This window comes from Gracilimonas mengyeensis (assembly GCF_900182705.1).
GTDB lineage: Bacteria > Bacteroidota > Rhodothermia > Balneolales > Balneolaceae > Gracilimonas > Gracilimonas mengyeensis.
In genome coordinates this window covers 109,453-134,652 of sequence record NZ_FXTP01000003.1, presented here as the reverse complement: position 1 = coordinate 134,652, position 25,200 = coordinate 109,453, and the positions used below count along the sequence as shown (strand labels likewise).

The 25,200-nt window shown below is 45.6% G+C and carries 18 protein-coding genes and 1 tRNA gene; 12 read left to right on the top strand and 7 right to left on the bottom strand.

The features are described from left to right. Positions 1 to 417: 417 nt before the first annotated feature. Both FN815_RS04975 and FN815_RS04970 read right to left on the bottom strand, forming a co-directional pair. The gene (locus FN815_RS04975; RefSeq protein WP_142453512.1) at positions 418 to 789 is read right to left on the bottom strand and encodes an endonuclease domain-containing protein; all 372 of its coding nucleotides are present in this window, start codon (positions 787 to 789) and stop codon (positions 418 to 420) included. Positions 790 to 1,130: 341 nt separating this feature from the next. Beyond that, positions 1,131 to 2,435: a thiolase family protein gene (locus FN815_RS04970; protein ID WP_142453511.1), complete on the bottom strand. Its 1,305-nt coding sequence runs from the start codon at positions 2,433 to 2,435 to the stop codon at positions 1,131 to 1,133. Positions 2,436 to 2,571: 136 nt separating this feature from the next. On the opposite strand from FN815_RS04970, the gene FN815_RS04965 reads away from it, so the two are divergent. After that, positions 2,572 to 2,649, top strand: a tRNA-Val gene (locus FN815_RS04965). Positions 2,650 to 2,909: 260 nt separating this feature from the next. Here FN815_RS04965 and FN815_RS04960 read toward each other — a convergent pair. Together FN815_RS04960 and FN815_RS04955 are read right to left on the bottom strand one after the other, a co-directional pair. Then, positions 2,910 to 4,310 (bottom strand): glycoside hydrolase family 28 protein, encoded by a 1,401-nt coding sequence (locus FN815_RS04960; RefSeq protein WP_142453510.1) that lies wholly within the window; start codon positions 4,308 to 4,310, stop codon positions 2,910 to 2,912. A 32-nt stretch (positions 4,311 to 4,342) separates the two neighbouring features. Next, complete coding sequence (locus tag FN815_RS04955) at positions 4,343 to 4,765, bottom strand: DUF4249 family protein (protein ID WP_142453509.1); 423 nt, start codon at positions 4,763 to 4,765, stop codon at positions 4,343 to 4,345. A 371-nt stretch (positions 4,766 to 5,136) separates the two neighbouring features. Between FN815_RS04955 and agaR the strand changes: the two genes are divergently transcribed. Then, complete coding sequence (gene agaR / locus FN815_RS04950; protein ID WP_142453508.1) at positions 5,137 to 5,901, top strand: transcriptional repressor AgaR; 765 nt, start codon at positions 5,137 to 5,139, stop codon at positions 5,899 to 5,901. 77 nt (positions 5,902 to 5,978) lie between these two features. Here the strand turns inward: agaR and FN815_RS04945 are convergent, their stop codons facing one another. From FN815_RS04945 to FN815_RS04935, 3 genes are all read right to left on the bottom strand, one after another. After that, a complete protein-coding gene (locus FN815_RS04945; protein ID WP_142453507.1) occupies positions 5,979 to 6,800 on the bottom strand; it encodes a class II fructose-bisphosphate aldolase in 822 nt (273 codons plus the stop codon). 87 nt (positions 6,801 to 6,887) lie between these two features. Beyond that, entirely contained in the window at positions 6,888 to 8,039 is a 1,152-nt protein-coding gene (locus FN815_RS04940; RefSeq protein ID WP_142453506.1) for an SIS domain-containing protein, read from the bottom strand. A 75-nt stretch (positions 8,040 to 8,114) separates the two neighbouring features. Continuing rightward, a complete protein-coding gene (locus FN815_RS04935) occupies positions 8,115 to 9,032 on the bottom strand; it encodes a DMT family transporter (protein WP_142453505.1) in 918 nt (305 codons plus the stop codon). Positions 9,033 to 9,368: 336 nt separating this feature from the next. Here FN815_RS04935 and FN815_RS04930 point away from each other — a divergent pair, with 336 nt between their 5' ends. The 10 genes from FN815_RS04930 (at position 9,369) to FN815_RS04885 (ending at position 25,176) form a co-directional block, all read left to right on the top strand. After that, positions 9,369 to 12,410: a SusC/RagA family TonB-linked outer membrane protein gene (locus FN815_RS04930; protein ID WP_142453504.1), complete on the top strand. Its 3,042-nt coding sequence runs from the start codon at positions 9,369 to 9,371 to the stop codon at positions 12,408 to 12,410. A 36-nt stretch (positions 12,411 to 12,446) separates the two neighbouring features. Then, a complete protein-coding gene (locus tag FN815_RS04925) occupies positions 12,447 to 13,913 on the top strand; it encodes a RagB/SusD family nutrient uptake outer membrane protein (RefSeq protein WP_142453503.1) in 1,467 nt (488 codons plus the stop codon). A gap of 83 nt (positions 13,914 to 13,996) precedes the next feature. Next, complete coding sequence (locus FN815_RS04920; RefSeq protein ID WP_142453502.1) at positions 13,997 to 14,962, top strand: carbohydrate kinase family protein; 966 nt, start codon at positions 13,997 to 13,999, stop codon at positions 14,960 to 14,962. Next, a complete protein-coding gene (locus FN815_RS04915; protein ID WP_142453501.1) occupies positions 14,959 to 16,038 on the top strand; it encodes an amidohydrolase family protein in 1,080 nt (359 codons plus the stop codon). The genes FN815_RS04920 and FN815_RS04915 overlap by 4 nt, the downstream gene beginning before the upstream one ends. A 10-nt stretch (positions 16,039 to 16,048) precedes the next feature. Next, complete coding sequence (locus FN815_RS04910; RefSeq protein WP_142453500.1) at positions 16,049 to 18,124, top strand: glycoside hydrolase family 36 protein; 2,076 nt, start codon at positions 16,049 to 16,051, stop codon at positions 18,122 to 18,124. Between the two features lie 57 nt (positions 18,125 to 18,181). Then, positions 18,182 to 19,651, top strand: coding sequence for a flavin monoamine oxidase family protein (locus FN815_RS04905; RefSeq protein WP_221930245.1), 1,470 nt, complete (start codon positions 18,182 to 18,184; stop codon positions 19,649 to 19,651). A gap of 18 nt (positions 19,652 to 19,669) precedes the next feature. Next, on the top strand, positions 19,670 to 20,413 hold the full coding sequence (locus FN815_RS04900; protein WP_142453499.1) for a c-type cytochrome: 744 nt from the start codon (positions 19,670 to 19,672) through the stop codon (positions 20,411 to 20,413). 33 nt (positions 20,414 to 20,446) lie between these two features. Further along, on the top strand, positions 20,447 to 21,961 hold the full coding sequence (locus tag FN815_RS04895; RefSeq protein WP_221930244.1) for a hypothetical protein: 1,515 nt from the start codon (positions 20,447 to 20,449) through the stop codon (positions 21,959 to 21,961). Between the two features lie 41 nt (positions 21,962 to 22,002). Continuing rightward, positions 22,003 to 23,796, top strand: coding sequence for a glycoside hydrolase family 31 protein (locus tag FN815_RS04890; protein ID WP_221930243.1), 1,794 nt, complete (start codon positions 22,003 to 22,005; stop codon positions 23,794 to 23,796). A 63-nt stretch (positions 23,797 to 23,859) separates the two neighbouring features. Beyond that, complete coding sequence (locus FN815_RS04885; protein ID WP_142453498.1) at positions 23,860 to 25,176, top strand: D-tagatose-bisphosphate aldolase, class II, non-catalytic subunit; 1,317 nt, start codon at positions 23,860 to 23,862, stop codon at positions 25,174 to 25,176. Positions 25,177 to 25,200: the final 24 nt, after the last annotated feature.

The following is a 25,200-nucleotide window of genomic DNA, read 5'->3' as shown; positions in this document are numbered from 1 at the left end:
TGTTGAAATAGGCTTAGTGCAATACTTGGAGCCCGTTATTTCGACCTCATCTAAATCCTCTCCTTGGTAAGTAGGGGACTTGTCGTGGCGTGTAATCATTGATTAAGATGTTTATCAACGCGTCCCCCTCCTTTTCAAGGAGGAGACAGAGGAGGTCAAAAAGTTGGATTCGAAATTGTTGGTGATTTAAGGATTGATGTGTCTAACATGTGCGTGAATATTGTTTTTAAAATTGTTCATGACTCAAGGTCTTAAACTTCGACCTCACCCAACCCTCTCCTTCATAAGGAGAGGGCTTTTCGGAGCATCTAAAAGTTCATAGGCTTATTCATAATTAAAAAGCATATCAAAAGAGTCTTTCTCCTTTTGAAAGAGAAAAAAAAGAGGTCGGGGTGTTGGGCTTTGGCACAATTCATATCATTTACTTTTTAGTCTGCTTTGAACTACTTTTTCCAATAGACGAATTACAGCGTCGAGATCTTCGAACACTTCTTCATTTTTAATGCGAATAACGTCAATCTGATTTCTTTTCAAAAAAACATCTTTATTAACGTCCTTTTCTGCGGTTTCTTTATTGAGGTGAATTTTCCCATCCACTTCAATTGCCAAGTCTGCTTTTGGTACATAGAAATCGAGCACATAAGGTCCGATTCCATATTGTCTTTTCACCCGAACATCACAAAGCTGTTTGTTGCGAAGCCGATCCCAAAGTAATCGCTCGGCATCGGTCATATTCTGACGAAGCTGTCGTCTGAGCTCTTTGGTATGTCGGGGGTTCTTGAGGCTCATGGTTATTTATAATTTATAGGTCTAATGTTTTATAAGCGTCCTCCTCCTTATGAAGGAGGAGCCAGAGGAGGTCAAAAAGTTGGTTTCGGTTTTGTTGGTGACTTAATGTTTGTGGTGATTACAACGTGTTCGAAAATGAGGTTTTAAATATTGCCAAGCTTCAAGCCCAAAACTTTTACCTCACTAAATCCTCTCCTTGGTAAGGAGAGGACTTGTCCGGAGCATCATAGGCTTATTCATAATTAAAAGGTATATCAACAAGTCTTTCTCATTATGAAGGAGAAAACAAAAGAGGTCAAAAAGTAACTAAGAATGAAAAATCCTAAATCTTCAATCTTTAATCACTTCCCATACCGCTCCAACACCATGGCATGGCCTTGCCCGCCGGCAGCGCAGGCAGAAACCAAGGCAAACTTCCCGTCTTCTTTGATCAGCCGGTTGGCGGCGGTGGTTACCAGGCGGACGCCCGTTGCTCCAAAGGGATGCCCCAGCGACAAAGATCCGCCCCAGGTATTCAGTTTCTCCATAGGAATTTCGCCGACTTTTTGATCCCGCTTCAATGATTCTTTGGCAAACTTGTCGGAGTTGAGGGCAGTGAGTACGGAAAGTACCTGTCCGGCAAAGGCCTCGTGGAGTTCAAATACATCAATGTCTTGCAGGCTGAGGTTCATGGCAGCCAGGATTTTGGGGATGGCATAGGCCGGTCCCAGCAGTAGTTCCTCTCCGGGATCTTGAGACACAAAATTATACTGCCGCACACGCGCTTTGGGTTTGATGCCCAGTTCCAGTGCCGTCTCTTCTTCCATGATGAAGCTGGCTGAGGCGCCATCGGTTAGAAAGGAAGAATTGCCGGCAGTAACCGTTCCGTGTGGTTTGATGAAAGCAGGACGAAGCTTGGCAAGCTTTTCCAAAGATGTGTCCTCCCGGAAGCCATTATCGTGGGGAACTACTTCAAATTTTGGAGGTATTTTAGCGGGGATCAGCTCTTGGTCCAGCCAACCTTTGTTGGTTGCTTTGGCAGCCAGCTGATGCGAGCGCAGGGCGTATTCATCCTGATCTTCACGGCTCACTCCAAAGCGGGCAGCCATGCGGTCGGCACTTTCGCCCATCACCTCGCCGGTAGAGAATTCAGCGATAGCAGGCAGTTCGGGCAGGAGATCCTTGAATCCCAGCCCTTTGAAAAACTTGAGGAAATCGGTGGGCTTTTTGTATTTGCGGGCCTCCAGTACTTTTTGCCGGAATTTCTTTTTGAACCGCACCGGGATATCCGACATGGTTTCAGTTCCTCCGGCCAGTACAATTTTAGCCTGACCGGTACGAATTAAATCCACGCCGCTGGCAAAGGCCTGGTTGGAGGAAATGCACGCCATAGTGGTGGTGAAGGCGGGGACGGAATCGGGGATGCCGGCGCCCAGCGCACTTTCGCGGGCCACGTTGCTGGTTTTAACTTCCTGTATCACGGTGCCCATAATCACCCGGTCGATGGCGGAAGGCTCTACGGGGTTGCGCGCCAGTAAACCTTCAATGGCCATGCGGCCGAGGTCGTAAGCCATCAGGTCGTTATAGTTGGTTCCCGATCGCTGAAAAGGAATGCGGCAGCCATCTACCAGCACGGCATTATAAAAAGGGCGATTTTGATCACTCATAGCATATTTGATTTATTGGAAGCGGTTTTATATCCGCCCATAAGTTAACAGTGTTAACCAATAAATCAAGAATGGATGAAATTTTTCTTTGTGAGAGTTAGAATTGTTCTTATATTTGTCGCCCTTCGAGCAAGTCGGGCGATTAGCTCAGTTGGTTTAGAGCACCTCGTTTACACCGAGGGGGTCGGGGGTTCGAGTCCCTCATCGCCCACCAAAAGCCGGTTGAATCATATGATTCAACCGGCTTTTTTTGTTTTGGGGATTTCTGTAAAACAACTCGCTCTTCGTCCGACCGCTTCGGGAAATAGCAGCCAGTGGAAATGAGTTTCGGCGGTCTGACGATTGAAAAAGGGAAGGTACTTGCTACACATGGTAGTTCAGTTAATACCCATGGTTGTGGCTGGATTTCCGTATCACTAAATTTTAAGCTGGTTGAGCTTTTTGGCGTTGAATAGTGATCCAGCTACATCTACATCATTCGTTCTTTGTAAAACTAAAATGATCAACATTGCTATTGGTAAACCTCTCTCCTCGCACCGAATCTACTTCCACATCAATTAAGGATACGCTTTGGACAGGTTGCTCCGCGTTACCTTTTATCTGGGAGATATAATCTACCGATCCGGTCCTGATATTCTCAAGATGAACATTACGGATTGGGGTCAGGCGGCGTTCGTAGGTAGGCACCAAGTCACGCCATTGGTAGAGAACATCGGTTTCAATACCTAACACGCCATAGCGCAGTTCACCGGCCGTAATGTTCCGCATGTGAATGTTATCAACATACCCACCGCGGCGTTCATTTGTTTTGATAAAAAGCAGGTGCATCACATCATCAATTTCTTTATCCAACTGACAATTTTCGATCAAGACGTTCTCTACACCTCCGGAAAGCTCGCTGCCAATTGCCAGAAGCTGATGACCATTTCGGATCAAGGAATTGCGCACGACGATGTTTTTTGAGGGGGTATTCAGGCGCCAGGCGTCCTGGTTGCGCCCGGATTTAATGGCAATGGCGTCATCGCCCTGATCGAAGGTAGAGTTTTCGACCAGTACGTTCTGGCTCATTTCGATATCCACGCCATCGTTATTATGGCCGTGAGCCTGAACATTAACCCCACGGATGACCACATTCTTCGACAGGTAAGGATGGATGACCCAAAACGGACTGCTTGAAATTGAGACATCGGTCATAAGAACATTCTCACACCGGTTGAACTGGATAAACTGAGGCCGCAAGTGTGCTTGGTTACCCACCATCTGGCGCTCTTCCACGGGTACCCCCTTTGCGGCCATGTGGTATAGCCGGGCCAGGGCCGCCATATGCGGCTCAGGGCGATCATACCAATCACGCCACACATCCAGCCGGGCATGGAGCTTGCCTTTGCCGGTGATCGCAACGTTGTGGCACTCAAAAGCGTAGATCAGGGGCGAATAGTTGTAAGCTTCCATGCCTTCCCACGTGGTATGGACCGGTGGCAGATAATCCTGGGGGTCCTCAGAAAAGTTGAGAACGGCGTGCTCTTCTACATGGAGATTGACGTTGCTCTTTAGATGAATTTTGCCAGTCAGCCATTCGCCCGCAGGGATTACGACGATACCGCCGCCTGCTGCATGAGCCTGAGCGATTGCTTCATCGATAGCCCGTGTGGTCGATTCCTTATCGCCGGGCTGCGCGCCGAAATCGGTGATCGGAAGCCTTGGCGCAGCGGAGAAATCCGGGATAGTGATTGGTGGCATCTCAAAGGGCGCATCTACTATCACACTGTCCATCCCAATATTGCTGTTATTTTCCTGCTGAGCCAGTGCAGTGCCAGTCATCAGGAATATCCCGAACAGCAAGATCAATTGTCGTTTTTGGGTCAGAATCATCATAGTTATCAGTTAAACTGCGATTAGGTTAATTCTTATTCTACTACTACCACTTGAGTCCATGTTTGAGGTATGTACATAAAAATACCCAAAACATTGCTACCTGCAATATTACTGGGCGGATTAGATGGAATTGTTCCGCCAATGGGGCCTTCTCCCGAAATTTGAGAAAGGGTGTAGGAATAGGTGTAGGCAGGGGTGCTTATACAACGCATTTCTACTTTAACGGTATCGCCCAGACTAATTTCAGTATCTGGACTAAAAATAGAGCGTTTATTAACCTGCCCATTATCAATGTTGTCATTCTCTACGAAGTTGGAGACAACAGATGCATCTTTTGTGTTAATGATTTTTTGGAAAAACGCCGCTCTTCGTCCGACCGTTTCAGGAAAAAGCAGCCAGGGGAAATGAGTTTCGGCGGTCTGATGATTGAAGAGGGGGCGGTGCTTGCTATACAATTAGTAATTTGGCTAATACCTATTGCTATACTTGGATTTCCGCACCCATAAACAGAAAGCAGGAGCTTCCGGGAGGGCGTTACGAAGGTGGGCCTTCGTAACAAGAATGAAAGAAACATCACATTTGTTAGTCCACAAAATGTAATGGTTGACTTTGCCGGTTTAAGATAGTAGAGTATCATCAAAACAGGGTGTCGTAATATGTGTGTTTATTCAGGGGGGGATTTAAACACAGGTGAATGGAACTTAGTACAGTAAAAATAAATTGTTAATTTAACTTTGAAAGGGTTTTATCCTATATTTTGCTATAAAAACAAGCAAAGCTCCTTTTTTTCTCTTTGCTACTAATATTCTTTGGAAAAAAGAAACGTATGAAATCAACAGTTAAGCGACGTGACAAGATAATACAAGTGCTGAATGAGTCGGGCTCTGTGACGGTGGATGAGTTAAGTGAGCTTTTTGATGTATCTTCGGTAACCATAAGAAATGATCTCGATTTTTTTGAAAAGAAAGGATTGATTCATCGTACCTATGGCGGGGCGCTTTTACGCAATAGCGTATATAAAGACCCATCCCTGGAAGAGAAAGAAAAGATTAATGCCAATGAAAAAAGAAGAATTGGCAAGTACGCAGCTGGACTCATAAAAGATGGAGATGCCATTATTTTAGATTCGGGTACTACCACCAAAGAAATTGCCATCCGCCTGAAGGATAAAAAGAACATTACGGTAATGACCAATGCGATTTATATCGCCGTGGAGCTTGCAGGTTTATCAGATGTAGAGGTGATGTTAACCGGAGGCGTGCTGCGCGATAAATCGTATTCTATTGTAGGCCCTGAAGCGGAAAATACACTGAGAAACTATTACTTCGACAAGCTGTTTATTGGGGTGGATGGATTAGATTTTGACTATGGTCTGACGACCTCCAATCCCCTGGAGGCACAACTAAACCGAATTATGGTGGAGCGGGCCAGCGAAGTGATTGCTGTTACGGATTCTTCAAAATTTGGAAGACACAGTTTTTCCTACATAGGAGATGTCGATTTAATTAGTACGATTATTACCGACAAAGGAATCAGTAAAGAAATAGAAGGGAAGTTTAACAAGATTGGGATAGAGGTTATTAAAGTATAACATCCGGATAAGAAAAAACCTGCAGCTTAGTGAGTTTAGTAACTAAACTGCAGGCATGGGGTGACCGTCAACAAAGACTAACTGTTTATGATATCCAGTTTGCCTTCAATCAGCTTTTTAACCTCATTAATGGCGGAAGGAAATACTTTTCGAAGATCTATTTCATCGGTGGTTTTTAGGTCTTCTTTTAAGGTTTGCATGAAGGTGTTCTTTACCTCGGTAGCAACATTTATTTTGCGAATGCCCCGTTCAATACCGCCTTTTAGCTGATCAGCGGGAATACCTGAGCCACCGTGCAGCACCAGGGCAGCCGGGGTGACTTCGTGAATGGCTGCAAGCAGCTCCAGATCCAGTTTTGGCTCCTCTTTGTAAAAGCCATGGGCAGAACCGATGGCAACCGCAAGGGCATTTACCCCGGTTTCGTTAACAAATGCACGAGCTTCATCGGGCTGAGTAAATTGAACTTTATCATAGTTTTGTCCCAGTTTAGCCACGTAGCCTAATTCTGCTTCTACATTAGCGCCATAGGGTTCTGCAAGGCTTACCACTTTCTGGGATAATTCAATATTCCTTTCGTAAGGCTCTTCGCTGGCATCAATCATAACGGAATCAAAGCCTGCATCCAGACATCTTTTGATAAGTTCAATGTCGTTTGCATGATCCAGGTGGAGCCAGGCTTCCACCCCAAACTGTTCTCGGGCATATTTGGCTAATCCAACGGTTACTGGCAATCCCATATAATTAATGGAGGAGCTGGTGGCTTGGAGGATAATCGAAGAGTTTCGCTCTTTGGTTGCTTGCAAAGTACCTGCCAGGGTTTCAAAGTTGTAGAAATTGACGGCTAAAAGAGCTTTGCCTTCATCTTCGAGCTGTTTATACTTTTCTTTAAGTGGTTTCATTTATTTGAGAAATAGGTTGGGTATTAAAAAAAGATGCTTCGCATGACTTCGATATTTTCAAAGTGGGATATGCTACAAATGAGGGTCTTATTCATAGATGGTTACTCCTTTTACGACCCTTGAAATAGCTCCGTTTTTGGAAGGGTTATCCGGATCAAGAGCTAATGCTTCAGATTTATAGAAACCCAGCATTTGAGCAACCAGCACATAGGGGATGGGCAGAAAATGTTCCGGGCAAGAAGAGGATTCCGGTAAGTGAATGAAAGTATCTACCAGCTTTTTGTCCCTGATCTTATTTCCAATAGCTATATGGTGAAGTCCGAGTTTTTGATCGGCTATTTGTTCAATCAAGTCAAACTGATACCTGGAGACGTGTTCATTGTTACTCAGCAGGTAAACAATCAAAGAGTGTTCGTCTACCACGGCTTTTGGACCATGCCGGAAGCCTAAAAAGGAATCAAATTTTCCAATGCAGATGCCGTCTGATAATTCCTGCACTTTCAGGTGAGATTCTCTGGCGCACCCCAAATTGGGACCATCTCCGAGAAATATGACCCTGGTAAAGTCTTTATTTGCGATGTACTGGAGTTCGTCTTTGTAGTTGTCTATCACTTCATTGCCAAGCGCAACTAAAGTATCTACAGAAGCTTGGTGCTCTTGAATATTGGGCAGATCCGCAATTAGGGTCGTAGCCAGAACCATGCTGGAAAAACTGCCGGTCATGGCCAGCCCTTTGTCTTCAGCTTCAGGGGGTAAAGTAAAGATGCAAGAATTTGAAGGGTCGGCTTTTTGAGAAAGCTTGCCGCTGGGATTACAGGTTATGATAAGGTGGCTAACTTTTTTGCAATGTTCGTTTGCAAGATTCAGGGCGGCTACACTTTCCGGGCTATTGCCGGATCGGCCAAAAGAAATCAGCAGTAATGGGGTTTCGGTGTCTAAAAGATCTTCGTAATGGGTTACAAGATCGGTAGTTGGGATTGCCTGTGTTCGATGAAATCCTGCCTTCAGGAATGCATAACGGGTAATCTCTCCGATATAAGCCGATGTTCCAGCCCCGGTAAGAATAATATTAATTTCGTTTCCGGGGTGGATGTTTTGTGCATCAAAAAAGTCTTTAATCTCGCTGCTTTTCTTCAGCAACTGTGTATATGTTTTCTGCCAGAGTTCTGGCTGCCCTAAAATCTCTTTGCACGTAAAAGTGTCGTCACAAGAGCTATTTTTATTAGATGTAAGCTGCATTATATTTTGATAAATGGTTAGATAGTCTTAGAGGTAATTTTTATTAATTCCGTCTTCACTCCTTTTTTTATTTAACTACTTCTCCAGTACCGGTTTGTCTTCTTCTTGGGTTAGATCTTCTTCATAGGTCAATAGCAACACCGCAGCCACGGCTAACACCATGCCTGAAATGATAACAGGGTGAGGGATGACCGCGTAAATGGTTAGCGATAGTACAATAGTTATTACGGGGGCCAGAGCGTTGGTCATGGGCGAAACAATGATGGCTTTGCCATATCGAAAGGCAAAAACAAGGGCCAGGGCACCTATAGAATTGAGGATTTGAATGAGGGCGGCTAAATAAGGCCCGTCCCATCCCCAGTTTATATCCTGCGAAAAATCGGTCATAAATAAAGCGAAGGGAATCAATACAATAGCCGTTGCCATCATATAAAAGAAAATGCTTTCGGCTTGCATGCTTTCATTAGCAAACTTCAGGACGTATGCCTGGAAACCCCAGGCCAGAAATACAACCAGGGCCAGTGCCAGCCATAGTAAATTCATTTCTCCATTAGCAGAAGGCTCTTGATAAGAAAGCAAGGGAATAGCAATTAACGCCATTGCGATGCCGAGCCAGCCCAACTTGCCGGTCTTTTCTTTAAGAAAGAGGGTGGATAGTATTATGGTTACTACGGGAGATAATGAAATAATAGGAAACACAAGATATGCGGGTCCAAGACGAAGCGTTTCAAAAAGAACAAGTTGTCCGCCGGCGCCGGTAAAACCAGCAAGAGAGCCCAGTAAAATTGCTTTTTTAGAATGCTCAAGCTTCCAGTTGATATTTCGTAACGCCACCAGGGCAGGGGGGATCATGGTTAAAGCCCAAACACAATAGCCGAGGGTGGCCGGGAAGCCTGCTTTTTCTGGAATTTCGATAAGAGCTCCCCATACTCCCCAAAAGAGAGTGGTTACGATGGCATATAAAAGCCAGTTTTTTGATTGATTGATTTTCATAAATAATTGATTCGGGTAAATGGAATTAACTACAGGTAATTCTAAAAAATAAGGAAACGAAAGGCAAAGAATTATTTTAAATAAGTGAATGTTTTTTTCTCTCTCAAGGCTTTTGTATTAATAATGTCCGTTTTAAGGCTATTTAACGGCATTATTTTTTATAAAATTTTTGTTTTGAATTTATTTTAAAATTCCATTACTTGGAAAGTAGTAAGAAACTGAAACCAAAAAGTGATTTAGTAATAACGAAACAAAGTTGTAAGCGCTTGCTAATGCTTATTCTTTGAAAAATCGTGTAAAAATCGCTTTTAACTCTAAATAATAAGGCAAGTCGATATGCGAATATTAGGCAATTTACTGTTTATCCTATTGGTATGGGGTATGGCTGTTGATGCACATGGACAGGACAGTGAAAATAGTGAAATTACCGTTACGGGAAGGGTGACTGATAGTGAATCAGGGGAAACCTTGCCTGGGGTAAACATCGTCATAAAAGGGACATTAAATGGAACTACAACAAATCTTGACGGGGAATTTACCCTCAGGGTGCCAGGTTCAAATACAATTCTTGTTTTTTCTTACGTAGGTTTCGAAACACAAGAAATTACGGTAGGATCACAAGAATATTTAGACGTTAAACTGGTTGAGCGTATCGGCAGCCTGTCTGAAGTTGTGGTGGTTGGGTATGGAACCCAAAGACGTATGGAAGTGACTTCTTCTATATCCTCCGTTCCGGCAACTGAAATAGCCCAGCAAACCACAACAAATTTAAACCAGGCGCTGCAAGGTCGGGTGGCTGGTGTAAATATTACGCAGAATAGTGGTGCTCCCGGCGCGGGTATTTCGGTAGATGTTCGAGGTATTGGTACCATTGGGAATAGTAGTCCATTATATGTTATAGATGGGATCCCTGGCGGGGATATCAACTCCATCAACCCGCAGAATATCAAATCGATAGAAATTCTTAAGGATGCTTCAGCTGCCGCTATTTATGGGGCCAATGGAGCCAACGGTGTAGTGCTTGTAACTACCAAAGGCGGTACGATTGGGGAAGCTCAAATTGATTTTGACATGACTCGTGGTATCCAGCAGCTGTCTAATAAGATGGACATGTTGAATGCCGAGCAATATGCCCGCATGCAGAATGAGGCCCGCGCAGCCTCCGGTTTGGAAACGTATTGGGATAACCCTTCTTCATTAGGAAAAGGAACCGACTGGCAGGATGAATTATCACAAAATGCGGTGATGCAAAAGTATAACCTGTCGGTATCAGGTGGAACTGAGGACTTGCAATATTTCGTATCGGGTGGATATTACGACCAGGAAGGAGTGTTGGTGGGCAGTGGTTTTGAACGCGGCTCAATACAAGCTAACGCTGATTATAAGATCAACGATTACTTCAAAATTGGTAACCGTCTTTCTTTGGCCCGAACCAATCAGGCTTCTATCCCTGAAGATTATCCATTTGCCACGGATAACCGCATTGTTGGTGCATTGGAAATGTCTCCTACCGTACCCGTATTTCGGGATGGACAATACGCAGGCCCGCTGGGCGATTTTGAAGGCAGTAGCCAGGGCCCCAACCCGGTTGGTTTAGCTGTGATTAACGATGTAGAAAACAAGGTTTCAAATGTAGTGAACCGTGCCTATATCGAAATTACCCCCATCGAAAACCTGATTATTAAATCTGAACTGGGTGTTGATTATACAGACGGCAATTATTTTGAATTCAATCCTACCTACCGATGGGGAATTACTTCCAGCTCCATTGCTCAGCTTTACAGAGGTAGCAGCAACAGTTTTGGCTGGACAAGCCAAACCACGGCAAGATACCAAGATACATTTAAGCAGTATCATGATGTAAACTTCCTGGCTGGTTTCTCGGTAAGTGAATCCAGGTATGAGTCTATTGATGCTTCGGCCCAGGGCTTTATCAGTGAAAAAGTAAGAGTGCTGAGTGCTGCCGATCAAATCAACAGCTTGTCTGAATTTGTGGAAGAAGAAGCGATGATTGGTTACTTCGGCCGTATCAACTATGCGTTTGACAGTAAGTACCTGTTTACGGGTAATGTTCGGGTTGATGGTTCTTCCAAGTTTGGCGAAGGAAATCGTTATGGGGTGTTCCCTTCCTTCTCTGTGGGTTGGAGATTATCTGAAGAGCAGTTCTTGTCTGATATAAATGCTCTTGATGATTTGAAATTGCGGGTAAGCTGGGGTAAGTCAGGTAACTCGCAAATTGGTAATTACAATTATGCCACCCGCCTGAACCTTTCACAATACTATGTATTTGGAAGTGGTCAGGAGATAGTGCCCGGTGTAGCACCAAACAGTGTACCTAATAAGGATGTAAAGTGGGAAACTACCACACAAACCAATATTGGGGTGGATTTAGCGCTGTTCCAGGATAAAATCAACTTTACAGCAGATTACTTCATTAAGAATACCACCGATATGCTGGTACCGGTGCCTATTCCAAGCAGTTCCGGTATCACGGAAGCCCCCTATCAAAATGCAGGTGAGATAGAGAATAAAGGGCTTGAGATCGCGATGTTCTATCAAAATTCGGTAGGAGATTTTTACTATAAGATTGGCGGAAACTTCTCGGCCATCAGTAATGAAGTACTGGATCTTGGCGGCGGACTTCCTGTTCCATCTCCAATTCTATATCGCGAATCCGTGCGCCTAACCCGAACTGAAAAAGGTCGTTCCGTTGGTGAGTTCTATGGCTATAAAACAGATGGCATTTTCCAAAATCAAAGTGAAGTAGACAGTCATGCGGATCAGCCTGGTGCTGCACCCGGAGACATCCGGTTTGTGGATGTGAATGGAGACGGCGTGATCAACGATAGCGATCGTACCTATATCGGCAGCCCTATTCCTGATTTCCAATATGGTATTAATGCCAATTTCTCCTATAAAAACTTCGACCTGAACATGCTGTTCAGCGGCGTGCAGGGCAACAAGTTGATGAATACCATGGGATATCGACTGCTTAACGGTTCGCATATCGGTAATAAGATGGCAGGCGTATTAGACCGTTGGACCGGCCCGGGCACAAGCAATGAAATGCCCCGCTTAACATGGAATGACCCCAACGATAATGCCCGTATTTCAGACCGGTATGTTGAGGATGGCTCTTACTTCCGTCTCAAAAATATCCTCCTGGCATACAATCTGTCAGAAAGTATGCTGGAAAAAATTGGTGCACGCAGTGCTCGGATTTTTGTAAGTGCCCGAAACCTCTTCACCATAACGGACTATAGCGGCTTCGATCCTGAGTTGGGTAAGGTTGATAATAACAACCTAAACTATGGAATTGATATGGGTAACTACCCGGTTCCACGCTCCTTTAATATAGGCGTAAGCTTAGGTCTTTAATTCATATTCGTTCTTTAAAATCAAAAATTTACTGTTATGAAATTAATTAAAAGTTTATTGATAGTTCTTTTAGTCGTCTCCTGGGGATGCGATGACCAAATACTGAACAAACAATCCCCCAATGAGGTTACTGCTGCAAGTTTCTACAAAACCGAAGAAGACGCAGTAGCTGCGATCAATGCAGTGTACGACCCCCTGCAATACCGGGGATTGTTCACCAATAGTTACTGGTCGATTGGAGATATCACTTCAGACGATGCCGATAAAGGTGACGGTGGTAAATCGGATGGGCCCGCCTGGTGGGAGTTTGACTTGTTTGATATCAAATCGACCAATTCTCTGCTAACAGAGAGCTGGGCAGACAGTTATACCGGTATTTACAGAGCAAATATTGCCCTGGAGCGTATCCCGGATATTGAGATGGATAACAACCTGAAGCAACGCCTGATGGGAGAAGCTAAATTTCTCCGGGGATTCTATTACTTCTGGCTGGTACGCTTATTTGGTGATGTTCCGTTAATTACCGAGCCTCAAAGTTTGGGAGATTTGAAAGTAAGCCGGACCCCTAAAGAAGAAGTGTACGCTTTCCTGATTAAAGATTTGAGTGAGGCGGCCGAGGTTTTACCTGAAACATATTCAGGTTCAGACCTTGGACGTATTACCAAAGGCGCTGCTAACGGCATGCTTGCCAAAGTGTATATGTGGCGAAAAGATTGGCAGAAGGCCGCTGATCACTCTAAAAAAGTAATAGACTCCGGCGTATATGAACTGCTGGAAAATTATGGAGATAACTTTGAGCAAGAGTTTGAAAACAGCAAAGAATCGGTGTTCGAGATTCAGTACGTAGAAGGCGGCCCCAACGGTCCATGGGGTAATACCGCTGATGGCAATATCATCCACATTAGTACGGCTCCCCGAAACTCCGGAATGCCAGGTTTGGAAGGCTGGGGCTTCAATATGCCTACACAGGATTTGGTTGATGCATTTGAAGAAGGCGATCCACGATTAGAAGCTACCGTATTAATGGAAGGTTCAACGATTGGTGGGAAGGAATATAACCCGGAATGGTCCTCTACGGGTTACAACTCCCGAAAATATCTCATCAAAACCGAAGGATTTATTGGCTGGGGAGAAGATTCTCCGGTAAACGTACGGGTAATGCGATATTCTGAAGTTCTGTTGATGTATGCGGAAGCCTTAAATGAATTGGGCGAAACCGCTCAGGCTTATCCGTATGTAAACCAGGTTAGAGCAAGGGCTGGCCTGGATGATCTGGCGGCCGGTATGGGTCAGTCAGCGTTTCGTGAAGCGGTATATCATGAACGACGCGTGGAGCTGGCGCAAGAAGGCCACAGATGGTGGGACCTCGTTAGAACGGGAAGAGCGTTAGATGTTATGAGAGCTCAAGGCAGAGACAACATTCAGGAACATCATTTGCTCTTCCCTATTCCGCAGTCAGAGATAGATGTAAATCCGGAATTAACCCAAAATCCCGGATATTAACATCAGCATAGTAGTAGCGTACCTCTGAACATTTACCTGCCCGGGTTTGACTTAATCCGGGTAGGATTTTTAAAAAAATATATATGTCACAAAAAGAATTTGATGTTTTAGTAGTTGGGGAGCTTAACGTTGACTTGATTCTCAACGGTATTGACGGGTTCCCTGAAATGGGCAAAGAAAAACTGGCGGATGACCTTACGCTTACTCTGGGTAGTTCCTCCGCTATTTTCGCAAGTAATTTAAGCAGCCTGGGAGCCAATGTAGGTTTTATTGGTAAAATCGGAGACGATTTGTTTGGTCATAAAGTGCTTGCAGAACTTCAGAAAAAGAATGTAAGCACCGATCTCATCATTAAGGATAAATCATTGGCAACGGGCGTAACCGTAGCACTAAACTACGATGAAGACCGGGCCATGGTGACCCACCAGGGCGCAATGACGGAGTTGGGAATTGACGATATAACCGATGAGCAGCTCGCTAAAGCCCGTCATTTACATTTCTCCTCCTATTTTCTGCAGCCGAAAATTGCCAAGGACATTTCCACCCTGATGAAGCGGGCCAAAGCCTTAGGGCTAACCACTTCCATTGATCCCCAATGGGACCCGGAAGAGAAGTGGGATATGAACCTTGACCAGGTTTTACCGCATGTTGATGTGTTTCTTCCCAACCAGGCAGAGCTGGTAAACCTGACCGGCGACAAAGACTGGGAAGTTTCGATTCGCAAGCTTCAGCAAAAAGGCAACCATGTGATTGTGAAACTGGGGTCTAAAGGCTCAGCATATATGCATGAGGGAGAAATTCGGCAAGAGCCCTCTTTTTACAATGATGAAGTTGTAGATGCCATTGGGGCTGGGGATAGCTTCAATACCGGTTTTATACGAAAATTCATAGACGGGGCATCTATAAAAGAATGCTGCAGATTTGGAAATTTAACCGGAGCCCTGTCAACCACTAACTCGGGCGGAACCAATGCCTTCACCGATTTAAAAGCCCTGGAATCCATCGCCAAAGAAAAATTTGATCTTGAAATTAACCTCACCTCACTATGATTAGAACTGTCATTTTTACCTGTGTCTTGGCCTTGATGGGAAGTACCCTGATGGCCCAGGATGTAGAAGAAGAAATTCTTCTTAAAAACTATCGCCCGGTATCCATTTATAAGCTGCCGGAATACAAGGCCGATAAAGCCAAATTTACGGCCATTGATATGCACTCCCACAACTATCCGCAGACCGAGGAAGGCATCGCAGAATGGGTGGAAACAATGAAGGCAAACAACATTCGGAAAACGATTTTGCTCACCTATGCCACCGGTGCCGAATATGATTCGCTTCATGCACTTTACTCTTCCTATGGCGACTATTTTGAAGTATGGTGTGGTATTGATTACACCGGTTACGAAGAACCCGGTTTCGCCGAAAAAGCCGTTAAAGAACTGGAGCGCCTGCATGAAGTAGGGGCTACCGGTATAGGGGAATTGGGAGACAAAGGCAGCGGGCTTTTCTATTCTCACCCCACAAAAGCATTTGGAATGCATATTGACGATGAACGCTTGGACCCGGTTTTAAAAAGAGCCGGTGAACTGAATATGCCGGTCAATATCCATGTGGCAGAGCCCTATTGGTTTTATATGGACATGGATTCTACCAACGATGGCATGATGAATGCACTGAACTGGAGGCTGGATAATAAAGAGGACATTTTGGGCCATGGAGCCATGCTGAAAACGCTGGAGAATGCGGTAGCCAAGCATCCCAATACCACCTTTGTGGCCGCCCACCTTGGTAACAGTTCGTATGACCTGGCTATTATGGATCGTATGCTGGAAAAATATCCCAACCTGTATGCGGATGTATCGGCACGATATGCCGAGTTATCTCAAATTCCAAGGCATGTGCAAAAGTTCATCACCAAACACCAGGATAAAATTGTGTACGGCACCGATATGGGTACGGCCGAAGGAATGTATAATACCACCTTTCGCGTGCTGCAAACCATGGACGAGCATTTCTATGAGCATGATAGCTTTGGATATCACTGGAGCCTGAACGGCTTCGATCTTAGTGATGAAGTACTCCGCAAAGTTTACCAAACAAATCCAGAAAAAATTCTCAACGCAAAATAACTCTAAGAATATGAAATTCCGCCTCATCGCTATACTGTCAATAGGAGTATTACTCTCCATTACAGCGTGTACAACTTCCAAAGAACCAACGATTCAGAGTGGCGACCTTACGCTTACTTTTGATGATCAGCTGCATACCAACGTTGACTTTTCTGAAGCCGAAGAAGATTTAATAGACGGCTTCCAACCTTCAGAGGTTCTAAAAGTAAACGGGCAAACGCTAAGTGATTTCTCTTTAACCGGGTTCAACAGTGAGTCGGTTCGGGACAGAATTGGCAAGGGTAGACAGTTGACCGTAACCGGCAAGTTAGAGCAGGAGGGGCAGCAAATCACCAAAACAGTTACGGCTACAGCGTATGATAATTTGCCCAACCTGATTGTAACAAAAGTTGAGTATAAGAATGACGGGCAGAATGGGCTTGAAATTAACGGTTGGGACAATAATAAATATACACTTAGTGCCCTCGCTGATAACGATGAGATGGAAAACTTCTGGTCCTTTCAAAGTGGTACGTATCCGTCTCGCCAGGATTGGGTTTTGCCGATAGGTGATAACTTTTACCAGAAGAATTACCAAGGCATGAACTCCTCTGACTACGGTGGAGGAACGCCTTTGGCCGATGTGTGGCGCCCCGATGCTGGTCTGGCGGTAGGCCATAGCGAACTTAAACCACATTTAGTATCGCTGCCGGTAAATTCGGAAGGCATGCAAAGTAAAGTGCAGATTGCTGTTCAGTTTGATGCAGACAGTATCTCACAAAAGAAGTTCAACCGGGTTTTATCTCCGGGAGATAGCTTTTCTACGCTCGAAACATTTGTGACCGCTCACAAAGGTGACTTCTATGCCTCCATGAAAAATTACAGGAAGCTGCTGCAGGCCAAGGGCGTTCAGTTTCCGGATGCACCGGAGACAGCCTACGAGCCCATTTGGTGTGCATGGGGATATGAGCGGAATTTCACTATTGAACAAGTTGTGAATACGCTTCCCAAAGTGAAAGAGCTTGGTTTTGACTGGGCCGTATTGGATGATGGCTGGCAAATAGCCGAAGGAGATTGGCGTACCAATGACAAGTTCAATGAAACAACCATGAAAGAGTTTGTGGATCATGTGCACGATTACGGCCTGAAAGCCAAGTTATGGTGGGCGCCACTGGCTGCCGATCCCGGCTCAAGAGTACATGAAGAAGAAACAGAGATGCTGTTGGTCAACAAAAAAGGCGAATACCAGGATATTACCTGGTGGGACAGCCATTATCTGAATCCGGCACTCAGTTCAACCAAAGAATATCACAAAGAGCTGGTTAGAATATTTATGGAAGAATGGGGCTATGACGGATTGAAAATTGATGGGCAGCACTTAAATCAAGTTCCTCCGGATTACGGACATGAAGACCGCCAGGATTATCCGGAAAAATCAGTGGAAGAACTTCCTGTACTGTACAAGGAGATCTACGATACCGCATTGGATATCAAACCGGATGCCGTTGTTGAAATCTGTCCGTGTGGAGCCTCCATTTCTTCGTTCATCACTCCATTCATGAATCAGTCGGTATCGTCCGATCCCCTGAATTCCTGGCAAATTCGCCTGAAGGGTAAAACCTACAAAGCCCTGATGGGAGAAGATGCGGCATATTATGGTGATCACGTGGAGCTCAGTGATGGCCAAAGTGATTTTGCTTCAAGCGTTGGTATTGGCGGGGTGATAGGAACCAAGTTTACCTGGCCGGAGTCTTCGGCACCCGACAGTGAGTTCCTGTTAACAGAAGAAAGAGAAGAGCTGGTAGCCAAATGGATGGATATTTATAAAGAGTACATGCTGCCCAAAGGCGAGTATTTGGGCGAACTCTATGATATCGGCTTTGACTTCCCGGAAGCCCATGCCATTGAGAAAGACGGGAGCATCTTCTACGCTTTTTATGCTGATTCATATGATGGACAAGTTGAATTGAGGGGATTAACTGACGGCCAGGAATATACCCTCACCAACTATGAAACCGGTGAAGAGCTGGGCTCGGTATCCGGGGATGAAGCCAGTATTGAGACGTCATTCCAGGATCACGTAATGATTAAAGCGAGCCCGAAGTAGACAAGTTTCGGCACTACTATCTAAACCTAATTAATTGGCGTACCAGTAATCTAAACAATGATGAACAGGAAAAGCTTTATCAAAAAAAGTTCCTTGTTGGGGCTTGGGCTCACAGCTGCTCCTTTCAAGATGAAGGGGCGGCAGCCCTATATTCCGGTTCAAAAAAGTGCTGGTACGCCCAAAAAAGTAATTGTAGCCGGGGCAGGTATCGCAGGGTTGTGTTGTGCTTATGAGCTTGTACGCTCAGGCCATGAAGTTGTAGTGCTGGAGGCTGCCGGCCGGTATGGGGGCACGGTTATGTCGGTTCACGATGGGTTGTCAGACGGGCTTTATGCTGATTATGGAGCCGAAAACTTTACCAAGCCCGGCTACAAGAACTATTGGAAATACATCGAGGAATTTGACATTCCCGTGCTCCCATATTTTCATCGCGAAAACAGGCTGACACTCTCGGGCAATGATTGGTTAACAAAAAAAGAGAGCAGGTACCACCTGGAACGAGAGATAAAAAACATGGGAGGTCTGAATGCCAGGGAGGCACGGGCCGTAGCAGAACACCCTGAGTTGGATGTATATGTGAGCCTCGAAAAGTTGTATTTAGAGCCTTACCTGGATCGTTTCACCGACGAATATCAACCATTTGGGGTGGGATATGATCATTTAGACACCGTGCCAATTTCCGAGATATATAAGAAGGAAGAGGCTTCCAAAGCGGCCCTTCAGATACTGGGAGGAAATGGTACTTCTGCACTATACAAGCTGTGGCAAACCTACATCATTCAAAAAAGAGGGTATTGGTCAAACTTTGATCTTTATCGCATAAAAGGTGGGAATGATGTGCTGGTTAAAGAGTTTGCCAAACGCCTTGGCACGAGGGTGCAGCTTGGGTGTAAGGTTTTGGAAATAGAACATGGTCAAAGTGGCGTTACCGTTTTATATCGGGAGTTTGGTGAGGATAAAAAAATGTCGGCCGACTATCTCGCCAATTGCCTCCCCGTTCCGGCTTTAAGAAATGTAATCGTGACCCCGGAGTTACCGCCGGAAAAGAAATTCATTTTTGAGAATGTTGCTTATGAGCAGAAATCCAGAATTGTATTTCAATCCCGTTCAGAGTTTTGGAAGAAAGATGACATCAGCATAAACCTGACGTTTAACAATCCCTTTTTGCGAACCATTTGGCAAGTGGCTGATGAGGTGGATACGCCCAGGGCTGCCCTGATGGCAAAGGCGCCTGCCGGGGTAAATCCGTTACGGGTTCTGGATACTTTCAAGGAATTGTACCCCGGTAACAGCAAGCATATTGATATCGAGCAGGTGCTCATCAAAGACTGGTCGGTGGATACCTTTGCCCCGGGGTGTGAAAGGATGGGCATTCCCATGGGAGAGCTGTCAAAATACTGGCCGCACCTGATGGAGCCGTACGGCAGAATCCATTTTGCCGGAGGATATGCCGACAACCGGAGTTGGGGAATGGAAGCGGCCACCAATTCTGCCAACCGGGTAGCCAAGGCCATTGATCAGGCATAAAGGGAGCGGAGGGAAAACATGAAAAGCTTGATACTTACGCTCATCACAACTTTAGCAATATTGTTTAGCTCGCAGCAGGGTGAATACTTGCTTAAAGAGCTCAATAGCTCCCGTTTTGATGCTGCTGAAGAAAACACAGGGCCTGAAGTGGAACTCACGCTTTCTGCAAAAGATCAGCATGCTTCATGGGGCCAGCAAATACGCTACTCCATAGAAGTGAACGATGCCACAGACGGCAGTTCAAGATACGGGGAGATAGAAACAACCAGGGTGCTGTTGAATCTTCGCTACGTGCCAGAAGTGTTAACTCCCGGTGCCATACCTGTTGGAGTAAGGCTTGCCAATAAATTTCCCAAAGGTGCAGCGCTGATAGCCCAAAGTACGTGTTTTGGCTGCCATGCCGATAAAAAGAGCATGGTGGGGCCCTCATTTGCCGATATAGCGAATGCTCATGAAAAACAGGAGAGAAGCAAGGAAGAATTGATAAGCAGTATCAGTGAAGGCTCATCCGGAACGTGGGGTGAGGTGCAAATGCCGCCTACGCCCGATTACACTGAAGAGGAAATTACAGAGATCGTAGAATATATCCTGGAGCAGGGAGCATGTAATTACTGCTGGGTGTACCCAGGGGTAGAGGGAGTTTTTGAGATTATCAATCAGCCTGAGAAGGCTGCAAAGCCAGGGGCTTATGTGGTAACGGCCAGTTATACCTCATCGGAAGGAATACGCGGTTCTGATACGGTTCTGCTGAAGATAGAATGAAGCAAAGGAGCAACGATCTAAACGAGTGGAAATATGGATAGGAAGAAGTTTTTACAGTCAGTAGGTATTTCAGGAATGGCCACCATGGCAGGGTTCAAATTGAAAGGCCAAAGCCAACAAGGACCTACCTGTGGTCCTGAGATTGATAACCGCTTGCACCAAGGGCCGTTTCCCGTAGAAGAGGTGCCTGGATGGGGCGTAGTCATGACTACTTCTCCCTCCCCAAAAATCCTTAAAAATTTTGGGATGGGGCTGGTCACTTACGTGATTGATGAAGCAGGTCCGCCGGCCGTAAAAGGGGAATCAGAGAGGACATCCATTGAGAAGCTGGCGAAAATCCCTATGGGCCAAAAGCTGTATCTGCGATTAAACTGGAAAGACTTGCAGCAAAAGCCGGGAAAATTAAATTCCTCCAAGGCTTGGGATACGGCTTTTGAAATGGCCGAAAAGTATGACAAGCAGATTGCCTTCCGGGTGATGCTGAGCAACCCGGAAATTCCGGGATTGGCTATGCCCGATTTTGTGGCTGAAAAGGTGCCATTAGTCAAGCTGGGTACCACCAAAGAGATTGGTCTGGATGGAAAAGTGCATTATGAGCCCCGTTATGATCATCCCGAATTTCAAAAAGCGTTTCAGGAATTCGATAGCCTGTTGGCGGAAAAATATAACGGACATCCCCGCATCGAATACATGGATACCTATATGTACGGTTTCTGGGGAGAAGGACACACCTGGCCTTTTGAGGGTCATCCGTTTCCTGACTCCGTAGTGGCTGAACAAACGTTTCTGAAGATGTTTGAGCATCAGCAAAAAAACTGGAAGAACGTCCCTCTGACAACCAACACCCAGCCAGACTTTAGTAGGGTTGGAAATGATGCCTTGCTGGAAGAATCCCTGAGAACGCACAACTGGCTGCGGACCGATACTATATTTATCGAAAACCAGCAGATAGCGCACTTAAGCAACCGGGCTCCCTGGATTGGCGCGGCTATTGAAGTGGGAATGTCGGACGGCACGAAAGAGGGCACACTGGTGTACAATGGCGGCACACATACAGAGAATGAAATTCACCATGTGATGGATGTGGGCCCTAATTACTACTCCCTCTGGAACTGGCAGGCCATAGTGGCAGACAAAGTGATGAGATATTATAGCCAGTATCCGGATGCAATCGATGAAATTGCACGAAAAATAGGGTATCGCGTTCGTCCTTCCTGGATATGGCATTTCAACAAAGAAGGCCACCCGGGGCTAATACTCGGATTGGTGAATGACGGCCTTTCCGGTGTGCCGGGCGCATTAAAACTGATTCTGAAGGATGAGGCTGGTCAGGAGATTGCCAGTGGCTTTGTAGATCCCGGGTATCCTTTCCCTACCGGCGTGCGGCAAGTGAGAATGATGCTGCCAAAAGAAACCGACTGGAAAGGGTTACGCTTGTCGGCGGAGCTTCAGGTAAAAGGAAAATTATACCCGGTGGAGTGGGCTTGTAAAGAAAAGCTCAATTCAGATGGCAGCCTCACTTTAAACGCTACCCCCGGTCTTGGATGATCTTTTAAGGAAACAAAATGAATATCAAAGAAAATAGATTTATGCCTCAAAAATATATGTTAACGTCAGTTCTATATAAAAAACGTCATTGCGAGGTATTCAGCGACCGAAAGGGAGCAAATACCGTGGCAATCTCCCGGATAAAGCCTCTGAGCTTTGTTCGGGAGATCGCTTCGTCGGAAGAAAAAACAGATAGTCCCCAAAAAGGGGCTCCTCGCGATGACCAGCCTGTTTTTGTGTCATTCTTATCTCGAACTCAAGTTAAGTTAAGTACCCTGTTGTGTTTGTTGTTTTTATGGGCGGTGCCGGTATCAGCCCAACAGAAAACAGATAAGGTGGTAATCCCGGTAGAGCAAGATGTGGCTTGGTGGATTGGGGTTGTAAATCATGGTGAAAACTTACCCATCGAAAACGGCTATCATGCAAACCTGGAAAGCAACTACGGGAACCAGGTTCAGCCCCTTCTGCTTTCCAGTGAAGGGGAAGTGATTTGGTCGGAGCAGCCATTTGAAGTAACGATGGTGAATGATACCCTGAAGGTTATATCGACTGAACCATCACTTATCTATACAGATGCCGGCAAGAACCTGAAAGAAGGATACCTGTTTGCTTCGGAAAACTATTTTCCGCCGGCCGGTGAGTTGCCAGACGAGCTTTTGTTTTCGGCGCCTCAGTACAACACCTGGATTGAGTTGATGTACGATCAGAACCAGGAAGATATTTTGGAGTACGCCCGCAAAATCGTAGATAATGGATTTCCTCCCGGCGTGCTTATGATTGATGACAACTGGCAGGAAGATTACGGGAAGTGGGACTTCCACCCCGGCCGGTTTTCAAATCCAAAAGCCATGGTGGATTCCCTCCACGCCATGGGGTTCAAAGTGATGCTTTGGATGGCCCCCATGATAAGTCCCGATAGCGATGTCTACAGGCTGTTGCGGGATGAGAAAATGCTGCTCCAAAACGAAAGCGGAGATGCGGCAGTGATTCGGTGGTGGAATGGAGCCAGCGGTCTGCTGGATTTAGCCAATCCTGAAACGCAAGGCTGGTTTAAGGAACAGTTAGACTACCTGCAGGAAACGTACCATGTGGATGGATTTAAGTTTGATGCGGGCGATTATCATCATTACGAAAATACGTATTCGGTAACAGGGGAAGTTTCTCGCCAGGAGCATAGCAAGCTGTATGGCAAAGTCGGGCTGGATTATCCCTTAAACGAGTATCGTGCCATGTGGAAAATGGGCGGCCAGCCTCTGGTAAACCGGTTGAGAGACAAGGCACATAGCTGGGAAGACTTGCGAAAGCTGGTTCCGGATATCCTGCTCCAGGGTATCATCGGGTATAACTTTACCTGCCCCGATATGATCGGTGGTGGAGAATTCACCTCCTTTTTGCCCGGCAGAGATATCGATCAGGAGCTCATCGTGCGTTCGGCTCAATCGCATGCCCTCATGCCCATGATGCAGTTTTCCGTAGCCCCGTGGCGCATTTTGGATGAAACGCATTTGGAAGCTGTAAAGGAAGCGGTAGCACTACGAAACAAATATACACCGCTCATTATGACGCTGGCTCGTGAGTCGGCGCATTCGGGAGAGCCCATCGTTCGTCCTATGGAATACGTTTTCCCACACCAGGGATTTAAGGAGATAAAGGATCAATTTTTCCTGGGGGATGATCTGCTTGTGGCTCCGGTACTTGAAAAAGGAGTGGATACACGCAGGGTAGTACTCCCTGAAGGCAGGTGGGAAGATAGCAATGGCAAAGTGTATGAGGGAGATCAGGTGGTAGAAGTTAGTGTAGGATTGGAGAGTCTGCCGCATTTCGTGCGAAAGTGATCGTCTCATAGAATCAAACAGACTATTTAGAAAAATAAGGATCATCATAACGTAGTAATATTCATGAAAAATTATCTTTTAGATATTGTAAAGGCGCAGGATAAAGGAGCCTCCAAAGGAGTGTATTCTGTGTGCTCTTCCAATAAATATGTATTAGTGGCATCCATGCTGCAGGCAAAGGAAGATGAGAGCTTTTTGCTGATAGAGCCCACCGCCAACCAGGTGAATCAGTTTGGCGGCTATACCGGGATGAAGCCCAAGGATTTTGTAGACTTCATACAGGATTTAGCCGACCAGGTGCAATTTCCTGTGGATAGGATAGTATTGGGAGGCGATCATTTAGGACCCAATCCATGGAAAAATGAAACCGCCGAGGAGGCGATGGAGAAATCCCGGGAATTGGTTAAAGTTTATGTGCAAGCCGGTTTCACCAAAATTCACCTGGATACCAGTATTCCCTGTGCCGACGATGATGTACTGCCTGGTGCGCCTTTAAATGATTATATAGTAGCGGAGCGGTCGGCAAGTTTATGCCAGGTAGCCGAAGAAACGTACCTGAAGGCAAAAAATGAGGTGGCAAAGCCGGTATATGTCATTGGTACAGAAGTGCCCATACCCGGTGGAGCAGAAGGCGAATTGGAAGATATTGAAGTAACCAGTGTTTCTGCTGCCCAAAAAACCCTGGAGGTAACAAAAGAGGTTTTTTATAAACGAGGACTGGGAGATGTTTGGGATCGGGTGATTGCACAAGTGGTACAGCCCGGCGTAGAATTCGGTAATTCGGATGTGGTAGAATATGATCCTTCTAAAAGTGCCGATCTCTCCCAATTCATCAAAAATTATGAAGGGAAAGTGTTTGAAGCCCATTCCACGGATTACCAGCCATTGGATTGTTTGGGTAATCTTGTAAAAGACAGTTTTGCCATCCTGAAAGTGGGTCCCTGGCTCACCTTTGCGTTTCGGGAAGCGGTGTTTGCCTTGTCTATGATTGAGGAAGAGATGGCAGCCAATCAAAAAATACAAAGCCCCTCAAATTTTCGGGAGGTGCTTGATCAGGTGATGCTGGACCATCCGGAAGCCTGGGAAAAACACTACCATGGAGAGGAACCTCAGCTTAAGTTCCTCCGCAAATATAGTTACAGCGATCGTTCGCGCTATTACTGGGAAAATCCAACCGTGAAGGAAGCCTTGGAAACTTTATTCGACAATCTGTCTCAGGCGGAGATTCCGCTTCCGCTTTTAAGCCAGTATTTGACTAATCAGTACCGGGCAGTATTGAATGGTCAGATCAAAAAAGATCCCAAAGAAATTGTGTTGCATAAAATTCGCGAAGTAACCGCATGGTATTCGCATGCCACCCAAGCCACCAATAATGCATAAGAGGGCTCGGTTTTAACATCAAAT